The sequence below is a fragment of the Enterobacter sp. PP-008-ECC_S150 genome, assembly GCF_045257065.1.
Taxonomy (GTDB): Bacteria; Pseudomonadota; Gammaproteobacteria; order Enterobacterales; family Enterobacteriaceae; genus Enterobacter; species Enterobacter chengduensis.
On the sequence record NZ_JBJHHG010000004.1, the window covers coordinates 244,918 to 260,758 of the forward strand.

Below are 15,841 nucleotides of genomic sequence, written 5' to 3' on the forward strand. Positions count from 1 at the left end.
CGCTCTACAAACTTACGGTCTCCCTTGGCTTAGATAAAATGACTTTAATAAAATCGATATAGGAGACAGGCTTACCAAAATAATAACCCTGCAACAGCGTAATTTCATTACGGTTTAGATACTCCAGCTGCGCTTTCGTTTCTACGCCTTCAGCCACAATGCGTAATGAGAGTTTTTTCGCCAGTTCAATGACGCAGTCCAGCAGGATCGTTGAGTCTTTTTCATCTGAAACCCGGTTCACAAAGCTTTTGTCTATTTTAATATAATCAATGGCGAGGGCATTAAGGCATGACAGCCCTGAATAGCCAGTACCAAAATCATCGAGCGCAATGACAAAACCGGCGTTATGCAGCCTGTTAAGATTTTCCACCAGGTGGGGGTTATCGATCAGCGGTTCACGCTCGGTCACCTCAAGCACCAGCTTGACTTCTTTACCCTGAAATCCGTTGCCGAACACGCGACAGTCGCCGAGGAAAGAAGGGGCATTGATGTGCCTGGCGCTGATGTTCACCCCAATATGAAACCCGTCCGGGAGCTTTGGCAAAAGTGGCTTAAGCTGCGTAACGACTTTCGCCATCATCCCTTTGGTCAGGGGAATAATTAAACCGCTTCGTTCAGCAATCGGAATAAAGACATCCGGCGGGATAAACCCTGATTTTGGATGCTTCCATCTCGCCAGGACTTCAACACCATACAACCCGCCAGTATCGCCGTTAACGATCGGCTGGTAATAAGGCTCGATCTCTCCCTGTAAAATGGCCTTGCGCAAATCGTCTTCAAATGAGGTGCTTTTCCCCTTGTAACGGCGGATCAAAATGCCCACCGCCACCGATAGCGCAAGAATAAGCAGTATCAGACTCCATCCCTGTTGCAGTAGCCGCGTCAGGCTAAAAAAGGCAGGCGGTTGCCAGGCCAGACTAAAGGGGAATTGCGCGGATGACGCAAGTGACCCCGCCCAGGCGGCCGCTTTCCAGTCGATCACATCACCGCTGCGCGTAAACCGTTTTTCGCCAACCATCAGCTCCAGATCAACGCTGTTTGACGCGTTCGCGATGACGTCCTGCAAATGCGCATCACTGACGCTGACGATGACGCGCCCTCCCGCAATGGGCATCTGGAAGACAAGCACCGGAATGCCGTTAACCAGTCGGTTACCGGGGACCAGCATTAATTGTTGCTCAGGTAACGTCTCCGGATGAATAATCAACACGCCATTTCCGGGAAGTGAAGTACAGATGATTTTACCCTGCTGCTGAATCATGATGGCGCGCAGATGCGGTTTTAACGCAGCTTCTGTCCCCAGCGCCAGCTGTCCAGTACTGGTACATCCTTGAGCCGCAACGCGCTTCGCCGTGTTGGCCGCACTGGCCGCTTCAGTAAGAATGTTTTCTATTTTCTGAATGCTAACGGTGGCGGTGTGAATATTATTCGCTTTCGCCATCTGCCATAGCTGCCAGTTAATAATCAGCATGCCGCCCAGAAAGAGAAACAGAGCACTGAGAAGGGGGATCGTCACGTTGCGCACGATGTTTTCCTTAATAGAAAAAACAGGCATGGAGGATATGGAAAAAGCGCCTGCGCCTGACCCGGCGTTGCTTATGGCAATGAAAAAAGCTTAGCTGAGATTTGTCTTAAAAAACTGATACTTTCGTATGAGTTCAGCCGCCTGAATGTGATTACCAGCTGTGACTATCAGGCTTGTACCTTGCCCTGCCTGTGATAAGATTTGTGAAATCAGGGAGCGGACAGGATAACTGGAAAATGAAAAAGCGCATTGCCGTTGCGATCGTTTCAACGCTTCTGGTCATTCTGTCGCTGTATGCAGTCAATGCGGTTATCATCGGTCAGCAGAAAACCAAACAGCTCGAAATATCCCATACGCTTTTACGTTATTCAGAAGACCTCTCCGAAAGCGTGGCGCTGGGACTCAAAAGCATAACGACGCAGGGATGTGATAAAGCCAGTCTTGATACCTACAGACAAATAAAGCTTAACAGCCTCTATTTCGGCGATATCGGTTTTATCGAAAAGGGAAAAATTGTTTGTACCGCCTTTTGGGGGAAACTCGCGACGCCCGTCGCGCTTCCTGCCGAACTGCATAAAACGCCGAGAGGCTTTCTTCTGGCGCAGTTTTCCAGAAAAGACTTCTTCACAGGCAATGCGGCCATTTATAATAATATTATTATCTTCACCTCCCGCTATGCCTACGATAAATTCACTCCGGTTACCGCAAGCTATTCTCTGAGTGCCACCACCAAGGACTTTGGTCGGACCTTTTTTTCGGCCGCCCCTGAGCTTCCGCCGCAAAGCTGGCTGCAGTCGACGCTGTTCACCCTGACCATGACGCAGTGCAGCGCCTTGTGGGATTTATGCGTGATTGTAAAACATCACGATGCAGGACTGGCCTCGTTGCCCCCGTTTATCTTTACGTTTCTCGCAATCATTCTTTATTTAATCTGGCTCGCGATAACGCTATTTCTTTTCCGTATTCATGAAGACCGTTTTTCGCTGGAACGTACGCTGATCAAAGCGGTGATAACCAATACCTTCAGCGTTAATTACCAGCCTATTATTCGCATTCGCGATCAAAAAATCGTGGGCATAGAAGTTCTGTCGCGATGGCGCGATCAAAAGCACGGCGACGTCTCGCCGGAGCTGTTTATCCCATTAATTAAAAAAATCGGCCTGTATAAAAAATATTACAACAATATTATCGGTAAGTCCCTTGCAGAAATTGCCCCGCTGGCCATTAAGCATCAGCTGATCGTTTCCCTCAACGTTGGGCGCAAGGAAATTGAAGACGGTCAGTTTATTAACACTTTGCGCCGCGCGTGTTCAGCCAACCGCCTCCCCCTTTCCTTGCTAAAGGTCGAGCTTTCCGAGAAAGCCGTTTCCGCGGCAGATATCCTCGAGGGATTCTGTCAGGAACTGAAGTCACTCGGCGTTAAAATATCAATTGATGATTTTGGCGTGCAAAATTCAAACCTCGCCCGCCTGTCGCTGCTTGAATATGATGAGATCAAAATTGATAAGTCGCTGGTGGATGGCATCAGCGAGCATTATAAGCAAAACATCTTTGTTATCTTCAGCGATGCCCTCGCGAAGCTGAACAAAACGCTTGTTTTCGAGGGCGTGGAAAATGAAATTCAGTATCGCTTTATTGCTGAGCGCTATCCCGATGCCCTGATCCAGGGATGGTATTTTTCAAAAGCGCTCAGCCGAAGCGAGCTGGCGAAGCGGCTCACCGGCGTCATTCGTTAACCCGAAGCCTTGCGCGATTTTTTTTTAATTACACGTTTCCATTTTTTACGCAAAATCATATAGTCGTCACAATCAGACGGTAGATTACCTGAAATACACTCTTATTTTGGTTAAAAACGTGAAATTATCCTTACTTTTCCCAGTGGCACTCTTTTTTCTGACCGTCATTTTCGTGCTGTTTACCGACAAACCTGCTTCGCATATTCTGCGAAAAAAATGCATGTGGTCCGATAGCGTGATGCTGAGCTGTATCGCAAAGCATCAGCATAACGGTTTTTAAGGCAGGCTATTCATTTCCCCACTGGTTGAGGAAATTCGCAACATCATCAATGCGACCCGCGCGGATCCCGGCCTCCGCGGCCATCTTCTGCTGGGCTTCCTCGCTGATCTCCTCATTATTCGCTAAGCGGGTGAGAAGCAGCTGGAAATAGTGTGCCAGCGCGTCGCGCTCTGATTCCGCCACCTGCTCTGCGGCTTCCGTCGCGTATTCATCGGCAATGTCATAATATTTCAGTGGGATGTCGTTGTGCATAACGGTCTCGTCTCTCGCCAGGAAGGATAACGCCACGAGTATATCGGACGCGTTACCTCAACCAAAGCGTTGCTTCAGATAAGTAACGCAAGCAGCGCTGCGAGCGCGGGCAGAGCCTGCACATACAAAATTTTTCGGCTGGCGGTGGCTGCGCCAAAGAGCCCGGCGATCAGCACGCAGGCCAGGAAGAAGATGGCGACCTGACCCCCCTTGTCGCCGAGCCAGAGGCTCCAGAGCAGGCCCGCCGCCAGAAAGCCGTTATACAGCCCCTGATTCGCCGCCAGCACGCGGGTGTCGCGCGCAAAGTCGGGACGCAGATTAAAAGCCTTGTGCCCCGTTTTGGTGTTCCACAGGAACATTTCCAGCACGAGAATGTAGAGATGGATGAGTGCAACGACAGCGATAAGGACGGTGGCTAACATCGTGTTGTCTCCCGCAGGCAGAGGCAAAAAAAACGGGAACCCTCAGGCCCCCGCTCTTGTTTAACCCAGAATCTGGATTACATGTTCGCGATAATCGCGTCGCCAAACTCTGAGCATTTCAGCAGCTTAGCGCCTTCCATCAGACGTTCGAAATCGTACGTTACGGTTTTCGCGTTGATCGCGCCTTCCATACCTTTAACGATCAGGTCTGCGGCTTCGAACCATTCCATATGACGCAGCATCATCTCAGCGGACAGGATGATAGAGCCTGGGTTTACTTTGTCCTGGCCTGCGTATTTTGGTGCAGTACCGTGAGTTGCTTCGAACAGGGCGCACTCGTCGCCGATGTTCGCGCCAGGGGCGATACCGATACCGCCAACCTGTGCCGCCAGGGCGTCAGAGATGTAGTCCCCGTTCAGGTTCATACAGGCAATCACGTCGTATTCGGCAGGACGCAGCAGGATCTGCTGCAGGAACGCATCGGCGATCACGTCTTTAATGACGATTTCTTTGCCGGTGTTCGGGTTCTTAATTTTCTGCCATGGACCGCCATCAATCAGCTCTCCGCCGAACTCTTCGGTCGCCAACTGGTAGCCCCAGTCTTTGAACGCGCCTTCGGTGAACTTCATGATGTTGCCTTTGTGCACCAGGGTCACTGAGTCGCGGTCGTTGGTGATCGCATATTCGATCGCCGCACGCACCAGACGCTTGGTCCCTTCTTCGGAGCACGGCTTGATGCCGATACCGCAATGCTCAGGGAAGCGAATTTTCTTCACGCCCATCTCTTCGCGCAGGAATTTAATCACTTTTTCTGCGTCTGCAGAGTCCGCTTTCCATTCGATACCCGCGTAGATGTCTTCTGAGTTTTCGCGGAAGATAACCATGTCGGTCAGTTCAGGGTGCTTAACCGGGCTTGGGGTGCCCTGATAGTAACGAACCGGACGCAGACACACGTACAGGTCCAGCTCCTGGCGCAGCGCCACGTTCAGGGAACGGATACCGCCGCCGACTGGGGTGGTCAGTGGGCCTTTAATAGCAACGCGGTAGTCGCGGATCAGGTCCAGCGTTTCGGCTGGCAGCCAGACGTCCTGGCCATAAACTTGAGTAGATTTCTCACCGGTGTAAATTTCCATCCAGGAAATTTTACGCTCGCCTTTGTAGGCTTTCTCAACAGCGGCATCAACCACTTTCAGCATTGCCGGGGTAACGTCTACACCGATACCGTCACCTTCGATGAACGGGATAATCGGATTGTGAGGAACGTTAATCTTGCCGTTTTGCAGGGTGATCTTTTTACCTTCCGCCGGAACAACTACTTTGCTTTCCATTAACCTCTCCTTCGAGCGCTTCTGGTTGTTACTGATCTTATGTTAATAAATTGTAATGAGCCCTTCGATAGTACCTGATTGTCCTGCGCCATGAAAGGTCTTCGTTATTAGGCTATAATGCGGCAATTGATAACGCCTGAAAATACCATGAAGAAAACTTCTTTTACAAAACACCGGGTTGAGCGATTCAGCTCCCGACAAGCCGCCAGACGACCGCAGGAAACCCAGCCGAAGCGGGTTATTTTGTTCAATAAACCCTACGATGTTTTGCCGCAGTTTACCGATGAAGCCGGGCGCAGCACGCTGAAGGACTACATCCCTGTACAGGGGGTTTATGCGGCCGGGCGTCTGGACCGCGACAGCGAGGGCCTGCTGGTCCTGACCAACGACGGCGCCCTACAGGCGAAGCTCACGCAGCCGGGGAAACGCACCGGCAAAATTTACTTCGTCCAGGTCGAAGGCGAGCCGGATGAAGAAGCGCTGGAGAAATTGCGCAGCGGCGTAACGCTGAACGACGGTCCCACCCTGCCCGCAGGTATTGAACGCGTGAATGAACCGGCGTGGCTGTGGCCGCGCAATCCGCCGATCCGCGAACGCAAATCCATTCCAACCAGCTGGCTCAAAATTACCCTTTATGAAGGCCGCAACCGTCAGGTTCGGCGCATGACCGCCCACGTCGGCTTCCCTACCCTGCGTCTGATTCGCTACGCTATGGGTAGCTACACTCTGGACGCGCTGGCAAACGGTGAATGGCGAGACGTTACCTTTTAAGGAGTCACTATGTTTAAACCTCATGTCACGGTTGCCTGCGTGGTTCACGCCCGGGGTAAATTCCTTGTTGTTGAAGAGAGCATTAACGGCAAAGCGCTGTGGAACCAGCCTGCCGGACACCTTGAAGCCAACGAGACGCTCCTGCAGGCCGCGAAACGCGAGCTGTGGGAAGAGACCGGCATTCACGCAGAGCCCCAGCACTTCATCCGCATGCACCAGTGGATCGCCCCCGATAGTACTCCGTTCCTGCGCTTCTTATTCGCCGTCGAGCTTAGCGAAACGTGCGCCACAGAGCCGCAGGATGACGATATCGACCGCTGCCTGTGGGTCACTGCCGACGAGATCCTGAACGCGCCAAACCTGCGCTCGCCGCTGGTTGCGGAAAGCATTCGCTGCTGGCAGTCCGCCGACCGCTTGCCGCTGGATGTCATCGGCGCATTTAACTGGCCGTTTACAGAGGGTGCCAATGGTGGGGGGGCGTGATAGAATACGCCGCCTTGAAGTTCAATGTCGTGAGTATTCCAATGTCAGATAGCCCAAAAAAAGTGATCGTCGGCATGTCCGGCGGTGTCGATTCCTCCGTTTCCGCCTACCTGTTGCAGCAACAGGGCTATAAGGTGGAGGGCCTGTTCATGAAGAACTGGGAGGAAGACGATGGTGAGGAATACTGCACTGCCGCAGCGGATCTCGCTGACGCGCAGGCCGTCTGCGACAAGCTCGGTATTGAACTGCACACCGTTAACTTTGCCGCAGAATACTGGGACAACGTGTTTGAGCTCTTCCTCGAAGAGTACAAAGCGGGCCGTACCCCGAACCCGGATATCCTGTGCAACAAAGAGATCAAATTTAAGGCCTTCCTGGAGTTCGCCGCGGAAGACCTGGGCGCTGACTATATTGCGACCGGCCACTACGTGCGGCGCGCAGACGTGAACGGCAAAAGCCAGCTGCTGCGCGGCCTGGACGGCAATAAAGATCAGAGCTACTTCCTCTACACGCTGAGCCACGAGCAAATCGCCCAGAGCCTGTTCCCGGTCGGCGAACTGGAAAAGCCGCAGGTGCGTAAAATCGCCGAAGAGCTGGACCTGATCACCGCGAAGAAAAAAGACTCTACCGGCATCTGCTTCATCGGCGAGCGCAAATTCCGTGATTTCCTCGGACGCTACCTGCCCGCACAGCCGGGTAAAATCGTCACCGTCGACGGTGACGAGATTGGTCAGCACCAGGGGCTGATGTACCATACCTTAGGCCAGCGTAAAGGCCTGGGCATCGGCGGCACCAAAGAAGGTAGCGAAGATCCGTGGTACGTGGTCGACAAAGACGTCGAAAACAATATTCTGGTTGTTGCCCAGGGTCACGACCATCCGCGTCTGATGTCCGTTGGCCTGATCGCGCAGCAGCTGCACTGGGTCGATCGCGAGCCGCTGAAAGGCACGCTGCGCTGCACGGTCAAAACACGCTACCGTCAGACCGATATTCCTTGCACCATTACCGCGCTTGATGACGATCGCATTGACGTGCGCTTCGACGAGCCGGTTGCCGCCGTCACGCCGGGCCAGTCTGCTGTCTTCTACAGCGGCGAAATCTGCCTGGGCGGCGGGATCATTGAACAGCGCCTGCCGCTGCCTGCTGTTTAATACGATTGCTCACATAAAGGAGACCGTGTGGCGAAGAACTACTATGACATCACCCTGGCGCTGGCGGGAATTTGCCAGTCTGCCCGTCTGGTGCAACAGCTTGCGCATCAGGGTCACTGCGACGCTGACGCCCTGCACGTTTCACTGAACAGCGTTATCGATCTCAACCCTGGCTCGACCCTGGGCGTGTTCGGTGGCAGTGAAACCAATCTTCGTCTCGGTCTTGAAACCCTGCTTGGCGTGCTTAACGCCAGCAGCCGTCAGGGATTAAACGCAGAGCTGACCCGCTACACGTTAAGCCTGATGGTGCTGGAGCGTAAGCTGAGCGCCGCAAAAGGCGCGCTCAATACCCTGGGCGATCGCATTGCCGGGCTACAGCGCCAGCTTGACCATTTTGACCTGCAGTCCGACACGCTGCTCAGCGCCATGGCCGGTATTTACGTTGACGTCATCAGCCCGCTCGGCCCGCGCATTCAGGTCACCGGCTCCCCTGCCGTGCTGCAAAGTCCACAGGTGCAGGCAAAAGTGCGTGCGTCCCTGCTGGCAGGGATCCGCGCCGCCGTGCTGTGGCACCAGGTTGGCGGTGGCCGCCTGCAGTTAATGTTTTCTCGTAATCGCCTGACCACTCAGGCAAAACAAATTCTTGCTCATTGTTAACCTCCCGGAGTTGCGAATTATGGAATTATCCTCACTGACCGCCGTATCCCCTGTCGATGGACGCTACGGCGATAAAGTCAGCGCGCTGCGCGGGATCTTCAGCGAATATGGTTTGCTGAAGTTCCGTGTTCAGGTTGAAGTACGCTGGCTGCAAAAGCTGGCCGCCCAGGCAGCAATCAAGGAAGTTCCTGCTTTTGACGAAAAGGCAAACGATTACCTTGATAAAATCGTTGCCGAATTTAGCGAACAAGACGCCGCGCGCATTAAGACCATTGAACGCACCACCAACCACGACGTGAAGGCGGTTGAGTACTTCCTGAAAGAGAAAGTGGAAAGCGTCCCTGCCCTGCACGCCGTGTCTGAGTTCATTCACTTCGCCTGTACCTCTGAAGACATCAACAACCTGTCTCATGCGCTGATGCTCTCTACCGCGCGCAAAGAGGTGGTGCTGCCTTACTGGCGTAAAATCATCGACGCGGTGAAAGCGCTGTCCGTGGAGTACCGCGACATTCCGCTGCTTTCTCGTACTCACGGCCAGCCAGCCACCCCTTCCACTATGGGGAAAGAGATGGCGAACGTCGCGTACCGCATGGAGCGCCAGTACCGTCAGCTGGAGCAGGTTGAAATTCTCGGCAAAATCAACGGCGCGGTCGGTAACTATAACGCCCACATCGCCGCCTATCCGGAAGTGGACTGGCACCAGTTCAGCGAAGAGTTCGTGACTTCTCTGGGGATTCAGTGGAACCCGTACACCACCCAGATCGAGCCGCACGACTATATCGCCGAGCTGTTTGACTGCATCGCGCGCTTCAACACCATCCTGATCGACTTCGATCGTGACGTGTGGGGCTACATCGCCCTGAACCACTTCAAGCAGAAAACCATCGCCGGTGAAATCGGCTCTTCAACCATGCCGCACAAGGTGAACCCCATCGACTTCGAAAACTCCGAAGGCAACCTGGGCCTGGCGAACGCCGTGCTGCAGCATATGGCGAGCAAACTGCCGGTATCCCGCTGGCAGCGCGACCTGACCGACTCCACCGTGCTGCGCAACCTGGGCGTGGGCATTGGCTACGCGCTGATTGCGTACCAGTCCACCCTGAAAGGCGTGAGCAAGCTGGAAGTGAACCGCGATCGCCTGCTGGACGAGCTGGATCACAACTGGGAAGTGCTGGCGGAGCCGATCCAGACCGTGATGCGCCGTTACGGCATCGAAAAACCGTACGAAAAGCTGAAAGAGCTGACCCGCGGCAAGCGCGTTGACGCCGAAGGCATGAAGCAGTTTATCGACGGTCTGGCGCTGCCGGAAGAAGAGAAAACCCGCCTGAAGGCGATGACCCCGGCGAACTACATTGGCCGCGCCATTACCATGGTCGACGAGCTGAAATAACGCCCCTCTCCCCCTTTTCGCCCGAAAAGGGGGATGCTTTTCCCCGGTTTACTCAATGTTTATCCCCACAACAACATAATCAGCGTTAAACTATTCATACCAAATATCTAGGGAGAAGAGATGATGCGCGTACTGGTTGTTGAGGATAACGCATTGCTACGCCATCACCTGAAGGTCCAGCTTCAGGAGATGGGACATCAGGTGGACGATGCTGAAGATGCAAAAGAAGCCGATTATTATCTCAATGAACACCTGCCGGATATCGCCATTGTCGATTTAGGGTTGCCTGACGAAGACGGTCTGTCCTTAATTCGCCGCTGGCGCAGCCACGATGTCTCCCTGCCGGTTCTGGTGCTGACCGCCCGTGAAGGCTGGCAGGACAAGGTTGAAGTGCTCAGCGCGGGTGCAGATGATTACGTCACCAAGCCGTTTCATATTGAAGAGGTGGCGGCGCGGATGCAGGCGCTATTACGCCGCAACAGCGGGCTGGCGTCACAGGTTATTTCCATCCCGCCTTTCCAGGTCGATCTCTCCCGCCGGGAATTATCCATCAATGATGAAGTAATCAAGCTCACCGCCTTCGAATACACCATCATGGAGACGCTGATCCGTAACAATGGCAAAGTGGTGAGCAAAGATTCCTTAATGCTCCAGCTTTATCCCGATGCGGAACTGCGCGAGAGCCATACCATTGACGTGCTGATGGGACGCTTGCGCAAGAAGATTCAGGCGCAGTATCCGCAGGATGTGATTACCACCGTCCGTGGCCAGGGCTACCTGTTCGAATTACGCTAAATGAGACGGATCTTGCGCCATATTCTGCCCCTTTCGCTGCGGGTACGTTTTCTGCTGGCAACGGCCGCCGTCGTGCTGGTGCTGTCGCTCTCCTACGGCATGGTCGCCCTCGTGGGCTACAGCGTCAGCTTTGATAAAACCACCTTTCGGCTGCTGCGTGGCGAAAGCAATCTGTTTTATACCCTGGCGAAATGGGAAAACAACCGCATCACCGTCGAAATGCCGGAAAACCTCAACCAGCAGAGCCCCACGCTGGCCCTGATCTATGACGAGAAGGGTAAGTTACTGTGGGCGCAGCGTGACATCCCGTGGCTGGTTAAAAGTATTCGTCCGGAATGGCTTAAAACCAACGGTTTTCATGAAATTGAGGCCGATCTCAATACCACCAGCTCGCTGATCCGTGAAGATCGCTCTTTGCAGCAAAAGCTGAACGAGATCCGCGCGGATGATGCCGAAACGGAAATGACGCACTCCGTTGCGATTAATCTCTACCCGGCGACGCTGAACATGCCTCAGCTGACCATCGTGGTGATCGACACCATTCCGATCGAGCTGAAGCGTTCTTATATGGTCTGGAGCTGGTTCATCTACGTTCTGGCTGCAAATCTTCTGCTGGTGATCCCGCTGCTGTGGATAGCGGCATGGTGGAGCTTGCGCCCCATTGAATCTCTGGCAAAAGAGGTTCGCGAGCTGGAAGAGCATCATCGCGAGAAGCTGAATCCGGAAACGACCCGCGAGCTTACCAGCCTGGTGCGTAACCTCAACCGCCTGCTGAAAAGTGAACGCGAACGCTATGATAAGTACCGTACTACCCTTACCGACCTGACCCACAGCCTGAAAACCCCGCTGGCCGTTATGCAAAGCACCCTGCGTTCAATGCGCAGTTCGAAGCTGAGCGTCGATGATGCCGAGCCGGTGATGCTGGAACAGATCAGCCGTATTTCACAGCAAATTGGCTACTACCTGCACCGCGCCAGCATGCGTTCCGGCAGCGCCCTGCTGAGCCGCGAGCTGCACCCGGTCGCCCCGCTTCTGGATAACCTCACCTCTGCCCTCAACAAGGTGTATCAGCGTAAAGGGGTGAACATTAGCCTCGATATTTCGCCCGAAATCAGCTTTGTCGGGGAAAAAAACGACTTCATGGAGGTGATGGGTAACCTGCTGGACAACGCCTGCAAATATTGTCTGGAGTTCGTGGAAGTGTCCGCGCGCCAGACGGAAAATGAACTGCATATCATCGTTGAGGATGATGGCCCGGGGATCCCACTCAACAAGCGCGATGTGGTGTTCGATCGCGGCCAGCGCGCCGATACGCTACGCCCAGGCCAGGGCGTCGGTTTAGCCGTCGCCCGCGAGATTGTTGACCAGTACGACGGAAAAATCGAAACCGGCGAAAGCCTGCTGGGCGGCGCCCGAATGGAGGTCATTTTTGGTCGCCAGGAGCCCACGTCGAACGATAGTTAACCCGTTATGTGAAAAATGCGAGGATCTCGCAGCCGGGGGGCCGAGCTTCCGTTATAATCCAGGTCAGTAAGAACCTGCGGAATAAAAAAATATGGATTATCACTTAACGCTTAACTGGCCCGAGTTTATTGAACGTTACTGGCAAAAACGCCCGGTGGTTCTGAAACGCGGGTTCAGCAACTTTGTCGACCCCATCTCCCCTGACGAACTGGCCGGTCTGGCCATGGAAAATGAAGTCGACAGCCGCCTGGTCAGCCACCAGGACGGGAAATGGCAGGTCAGCCACGGTCCTTTCGAGAGTTACGATCACCTCGGTGAAAACAACTGGTCGCTGCTGGTGCAGGCGGTGAACCACTGGCACGAGCCAACGGCTGCCTTAATGCGCCCGTTCCGCGCCCTTCCCGACTGGCGCATGGACGATCTGATGATCTCCTTCTCCGTACCGGGCGGCGGCGTGGGTCCGCATCTGGACCAGTACGACGTGTTTATTATTCAGGGTACGGGCCGCCGCCGCTGGCGCGTGGGCGAAAAAGTGCCAATGAAACAGCACTGCCCGCATCCGGATCTGCTTCAGGTCGATCCGTTCGAAGGCATTATCGACGAAGAGCTGGAGCCGGGCGATATTCTCTACATTCCGCCTGGATTCCCGCACGAGGGTTACTCCCTGGAAAACTCCCTCAACTACTCGGTTGGGTTCCGCGCGCCAAGCGGCCGCGAGATGATCAGCGGATTTGCCGACTATGTTCTGCAACGCGAGCTGGGCAGCTACCGTTATAGCGACCCTGACGTCCCTGCCCGCGAGCATCCGGCCGATATTCTGCCAGCGGAGCTGGATAAGCTGCGCGGCATGATGCTGGATTTGATCAACGAGCCGGAGCACTTCAAACAGTGGTTTGGTGAGTTTATCAGCCAGTCGCGTCATGAGCTGGACGTTGCGCCGCCGGAACCGCCGTATCAGGCTGACGAGATTTATGATGCGCTTCGGCAGGGCGACAAGCTGACGCGTCTGGGCGGGCTGCGCGTGCTGCGCATTGGTGATGAGGTGTTCGTCAACGGCGAGAAGCTTGACTCTCCGCACCGTCCGGCGCTGGAAGCGATTGCCAGCCATCTGGTGTTGACTGCCGACACCTTTGGCGAGGCGCTGGAAGATCCATCCTTCCTCGCAATGCTGGCCGCGCTGGTCAACAGCGGGTACTGGTTCTTTGAGGACTGAGTCGCCTTAATGCCCGGTGGCGCTGCGCTTACCGGCCCTACAATTCGATCGTAGGCCGGGTAAGGCGCAGCCGCCACCCGGCTTTTTACTTCCGCTCTCCCGCAGCAAAATCCTCGATCTCCCCTGCCCAATCGGCAGGATATAATCCCTCGTGAACATCTCGGTGAAACGTTGAAAACGGCCAGTCGATAACCTTACTGACGTAGCCGTGCTTCACCGGATTGATGTAGACGTAATCCACATGCCGCCGGTAATCGTCTTCGTTTCGAATGGTGTGCTCCCAGAAGCGTGGCTGCCAGATATGGCGCATGTCGATGCTGCGGCTGAACGTCTTTTTGATATCTCGCCAGCGGGCAGAAAAATCGCTGTCGCCTTCCGGTAAGGTCCAGATGCAGTGCATATGTTCGGGCAAAATAACCCAGGCGTTTATCGTAAAAGGCTTTGCGCGTTTAACCGCGACAGTCGCGGTACGGAGGCTATCAATATGACGGGTAAGCAAATCGCTCTGACGGTTTTGCAGGTTGACGGTGAAGAACCAGGTTCCACCGGGGACGTAATGGCGACGGTAGTTTGACATGGGCACTCCTTGCCTCAATGCCGGGTGGCGGCTGCGCCTTACCCGGCCTACATTCGGATCGTAGGCCCGGTAAGCGCAGCGCCACCGGGCATTTTTTACCGCTTCGCGGCCAGCTCCGCTATCCGCACTATCACCTTCACCGCTTTTTCCATCCCTTCGAGCGTCACAAACTCATGCTTTCCGTGGTAGTTATAGCCACCGGTAAACAGGTTCGGGCACGGCAGCCCCATAAACGACAGCTGAGAACCGTCGGTACCGCCGCGAATCGGCTTCAGCTGCGGTTCAATATCGCAGTCGCGCATTGCCTGCTGGGCGATATCGAGAATATGCGGGTGCGCCATCACCTTCTCGCGCATATTGTAATAGCTGTCTTCGATGATGAGCTCAATGTAGCAGTCGGGATGCAGCCCTTTCCCCACCTTCTTCGCGATCTCCATCATCTTGCGCTTGCGCGCCTCGAAGGCTTTGCGGTCGAAATCGCGGATGATGTAGTGCATCTGCGCGCTGTCCACCGTGCCCTTGATGCTGGTCAGGTGATAGAAACCTTCGTACCCTTCGGTCTGTTCAGGGCTCTCTTCCGCCGGGACTTCTGCGTGAATTCTGGATGCCAGCGACAGCGCGTTCACCATGACGCCTTTCGCCGAGCCGGGGTGAACGTTGTTGCCGACAATTTTGATCGTGACGGACGCGGCATTAAAGTTTTCATACTCCAGCTCACCGACGCCACCACCGTCAACGGTGTAGGCCCACTGCGCGTTAAAGGCTTCCACGTCGAAATGCTTCGCGCCCTTGCCGACCTCTTCGTCCGGCGTAAAGGCCACGCGGATATCCCCGTGCGGGATGTTTTTCTCTTTCAGCACCGCCAGCGCCGTCACGATCTCCGCGATGCCCGCCTTGTCATCTGCTCCCAGCAGCGTTTTTCCGTCGGTGGTGATCAGCGTCTGGCCCAGCAGCTGGTGCAGCACCGGGAACATCACAGGCGAGAGCACTTCGTCGCCAATGCCCAGCGCAATGTCGCCGCCGCGGTAGTTTTCCACAATCTGCGGGTTCACGTGTTTACCGCTAAAATCGGGAGAGGTGTCGACGTGGGAGATAAAACCAATCGCCGGAATGTCACCTGGGACATTCGCCGGCAGCGTTGCCATCACAGTGCCTTTCTCGCTTAAGGTGACGTTGACCAGCCCCATGGCGTCAAGCTGCTCTTTAAGCAGGTTTAATAGCTTCCACTGGCCTTCGGTGCTTGGCACCTGGCGAACACCCGGCTTAGATTGGGTATCCAGCGAAACGTACTGTAAAAAACGCTCAAGTAATTTATCCATGCAGTCACCCTCACTTTTTGTGACAACATTATCAATAAGCATCAAAACGCAAATATTGCGTCAGGTCACTTTTATCCCGCAAACGAGAATATTTAATGAGATGGTCACTCCCTCCTTCCCAGTACTATGCTGAGGACAGGCTTTCATTCGGAGAACCATCATGGAAAACATTGCGCTTATTGGTATCGATCTGGGTAAGAACTCTTTCCATATTCATTGTCAGGATCATCGTGGGAAGGCCGTTTACCGTAAAAAATTCACCCGACCAAAGCTAATCGAATTTCTGGCGACATGCCCAGCAACAACCATCGCGATGGAAGCCTGTGGCGGTTCTCACTTTATGGCACGCAAGCTGGCAGAGTTAGGGCATTTTCCAAAGCTGATATCACCGCAATTTGTCCGCCCATTCGTTAAAAGCAACAAAAATGACTTCGTTGATGCTGAAGCTATCTGTGAAGCAGCATCACGTCCATCTATG

The 15,841-nt window shown here is 54.3% G+C and carries 16 protein-coding genes; 10 read left to right on the forward strand and 6 right to left on the reverse strand.

What is annotated here, in order from left to right; genetic code table 11:
- Positions 1 to 4: 4 nt before the first annotated feature.
- Positions 5 to 1,525: an EAL domain-containing protein gene (locus tag ACJBF3_RS07335; RefSeq protein WP_080351119.1), complete on the reverse strand. Its 1,521-nt coding sequence runs from the start codon at positions 1,523 to 1,525 to the stop codon at positions 5 to 7.
- A gap of 236 nt (positions 1,526 to 1,761) precedes the next feature.
- Between ACJBF3_RS07335 and ACJBF3_RS07340 the strand changes: the two genes are divergently transcribed.
- On the forward strand, positions 1,762 to 3,261 hold the full coding sequence (locus ACJBF3_RS07340; RefSeq protein WP_045327004.1) for a cyclic diguanylate phosphodiesterase: 1,500 nt from the start codon (positions 1,762 to 1,764) through the stop codon (positions 3,259 to 3,261).
- Between the two features lie 286 nt (positions 3,262 to 3,547).
- Here the strand turns inward: ACJBF3_RS07340 and ACJBF3_RS07345 are convergent, their stop codons facing one another.
- The 3 genes from ACJBF3_RS07345 to icd form a co-directional block, all read right to left on the reverse strand.
- Entirely contained in the window at positions 3,548 to 3,793 is a 246-nt protein-coding gene (locus ACJBF3_RS07345; RefSeq protein WP_045327003.1) for a DUF2543 family protein, read from the reverse strand.
- A 74-nt stretch (positions 3,794 to 3,867) separates the two neighbouring features.
- Positions 3,868 to 4,215, reverse strand: coding sequence for a DUF1304 domain-containing protein (locus ACJBF3_RS07350; protein WP_045327002.1), 348 nt, complete (start codon positions 4,213 to 4,215; stop codon positions 3,868 to 3,870).
- A 77-nt stretch (positions 4,216 to 4,292) separates the two neighbouring features.
- Positions 4,293 to 5,543 (reverse strand): NADP-dependent isocitrate dehydrogenase, encoded by a 1,251-nt coding sequence (gene icd / locus ACJBF3_RS07355; protein WP_045327001.1) that lies wholly within the window; start codon positions 5,541 to 5,543, stop codon positions 4,293 to 4,295.
- A gap of 117 nt (positions 5,544 to 5,660) precedes the next feature.
- Here icd and rluE point away from each other — a divergent pair, with 117 nt between their 5' ends.
- From rluE to ACJBF3_RS07395, 8 genes are all read left to right on the forward strand, one after another.
- On the forward strand, positions 5,661 to 6,314 hold the full coding sequence (rluE, locus tag ACJBF3_RS07360) for a 23S rRNA pseudouridine(2457) synthase RluE (protein WP_045327000.1): 654 nt from the start codon (positions 5,661 to 5,663) through the stop codon (positions 6,312 to 6,314).
- A gap of 9 nt (positions 6,315 to 6,323) precedes the next feature.
- Positions 6,324 to 6,797 carry an NUDIX hydrolase gene (locus ACJBF3_RS07365; RefSeq protein ID WP_045326999.1) on the forward strand — a complete coding sequence of 158 codons (474 nt, stop codon included), beginning with the start codon at positions 6,324 to 6,326 and terminating at the stop codon, positions 6,795 to 6,797.
- 41 nt (positions 6,798 to 6,838) lie between these two features.
- Complete coding sequence (gene mnmA / locus ACJBF3_RS07370; protein WP_047716228.1) at positions 6,839 to 7,948, forward strand: tRNA 2-thiouridine(34) synthase MnmA; 1,110 nt, start codon at positions 6,839 to 6,841, stop codon at positions 7,946 to 7,948.
- A gap of 27 nt (positions 7,949 to 7,975) precedes the next feature.
- Positions 7,976 to 8,605 carry a high frequency lysogenization protein HflD gene (gene hflD, locus ACJBF3_RS07375; protein WP_008500756.1) on the forward strand — a complete coding sequence of 210 codons (630 nt, stop codon included), beginning with the start codon at positions 7,976 to 7,978 and terminating at the stop codon, positions 8,603 to 8,605.
- A 19-nt stretch (positions 8,606 to 8,624) separates the two neighbouring features.
- Positions 8,625 to 9,995: an adenylosuccinate lyase gene (gene purB, locus ACJBF3_RS07380; RefSeq protein WP_008500757.1), complete on the forward strand. Its 1,371-nt coding sequence runs from the start codon at positions 8,625 to 8,627 to the stop codon at positions 9,993 to 9,995.
- 123 nt (positions 9,996 to 10,118) lie between these two features.
- A complete protein-coding gene (gene phoP / locus ACJBF3_RS07385; RefSeq protein WP_024908594.1) occupies positions 10,119 to 10,790 on the forward strand; it encodes a two-component system response regulator PhoP in 672 nt (223 codons plus the stop codon).
- On the forward strand, positions 10,791 to 12,254 hold the full coding sequence (gene phoQ / locus ACJBF3_RS07390; protein ID WP_045326997.1) for a two-component system sensor histidine kinase PhoQ: 1,464 nt from the start codon (positions 10,791 to 10,793) through the stop codon (positions 12,252 to 12,254).
- Between the two features lie 91 nt (positions 12,255 to 12,345).
- The gene (locus ACJBF3_RS07395) at positions 12,346 to 13,467 is read left to right on the forward strand and encodes a cupin domain-containing protein (RefSeq protein WP_045326996.1); all 1,122 of its coding nucleotides are present in this window, start codon (positions 12,346 to 12,348) and stop codon (positions 13,465 to 13,467) included.
- Between the two features lie 85 nt (positions 13,468 to 13,552).
- On the opposite strand, the gene ACJBF3_RS07400 is transcribed toward ACJBF3_RS07395, so the two are convergent.
- On the reverse strand, positions 13,553 to 14,044 hold the full coding sequence (locus ACJBF3_RS07400; protein ID WP_045326995.1) for an REP-associated tyrosine transposase: 492 nt from the start codon (positions 14,042 to 14,044) through the stop codon (positions 13,553 to 13,555).
- A 95-nt stretch (positions 14,045 to 14,139) separates the two neighbouring features.
- Positions 14,140 to 15,363 carry a peptidase T gene (pepT, locus tag ACJBF3_RS07405; RefSeq protein WP_045326994.1) on the reverse strand — a complete coding sequence of 408 codons (1,224 nt, stop codon included), beginning with the start codon at positions 15,361 to 15,363 and terminating at the stop codon, positions 14,140 to 14,142.
- Between the two features lie 160 nt (positions 15,364 to 15,523).
- On the opposite strand from pepT, the gene ACJBF3_RS07410 reads away from it, so the two are divergent.
- Positions 15,524 to 15,841: transposase (locus ACJBF3_RS07410; protein ID WP_406544877.1), on the forward strand; the 318-nt coding region annotated here is incomplete at its 3' end.

What these genes read in the sequence shown, in the direction of transcription:
- ACJBF3_RS07340 (WP_045327004.1), top strand. Translation starts at nt 1,762, where the DNA reads ATGAAAAAGCGCATTGCCGTTGCGATCGTTTCAACGCTTCTGGTCATT.
- ACJBF3_RS07345 (WP_045327003.1), bottom strand. Translation starts at nt 3,793, where the DNA reads ATGCACAACGACATCCCACTGAAATATTATGACATTGCCGATGAATAC.
- ACJBF3_RS07350 (WP_045327002.1), bottom strand. Translation starts at nt 4,215, where the DNA reads ATGTTAGCCACCGTCCTTATCGCTGTCGTTGCACTCATCCATCTCTAC.
- icd (WP_045327001.1), bottom strand. Translation starts at nt 5,543, where the DNA reads ATGGAAAGCAAAGTAGTTGTTCCGGCGGAAGGTAAAAAGATCACCCTG.
- rluE (WP_045327000.1), top strand. Translation starts at nt 5,661, where the DNA reads ATGCGGCAATTGATAACGCCTGAAAATACCATGAAGAAAACTTCTTTT.
- ACJBF3_RS07365 (WP_045326999.1), top strand. Translation starts at nt 6,324, where the DNA reads ATGTTTAAACCTCATGTCACGGTTGCCTGCGTGGTTCACGCCCGGGGT.
- mnmA (WP_047716228.1), top strand. Translation starts at nt 6,839, where the DNA reads ATGTCAGATAGCCCAAAAAAAGTGATCGTCGGCATGTCCGGCGGTGTC.
- purB (WP_008500757.1), top strand. Translation starts at nt 8,625, where the DNA reads ATGGAATTATCCTCACTGACCGCCGTATCCCCTGTCGATGGACGCTAC.
- phoP (WP_024908594.1), top strand. Translation starts at nt 10,119, where the DNA reads ATGCGCGTACTGGTTGTTGAGGATAACGCATTGCTACGCCATCACCTG.
- phoQ (WP_045326997.1), top strand. Translation starts at nt 10,791, where the DNA reads ATGAGACGGATCTTGCGCCATATTCTGCCCCTTTCGCTGCGGGTACGT.
- ACJBF3_RS07395 (WP_045326996.1), top strand. Translation starts at nt 12,346, where the DNA reads ATGGATTATCACTTAACGCTTAACTGGCCCGAGTTTATTGAACGTTAC.
- ACJBF3_RS07400 (WP_045326995.1), bottom strand. Translation starts at nt 14,044, where the DNA reads ATGTCAAACTACCGTCGCCATTACGTCCCCGGTGGAACCTGGTTCTTC.
- pepT (WP_045326994.1), bottom strand. Translation starts at nt 15,363, where the DNA reads ATGGATAAATTACTTGAGCGTTTTTTACAGTACGTTTCGCTGGATACC.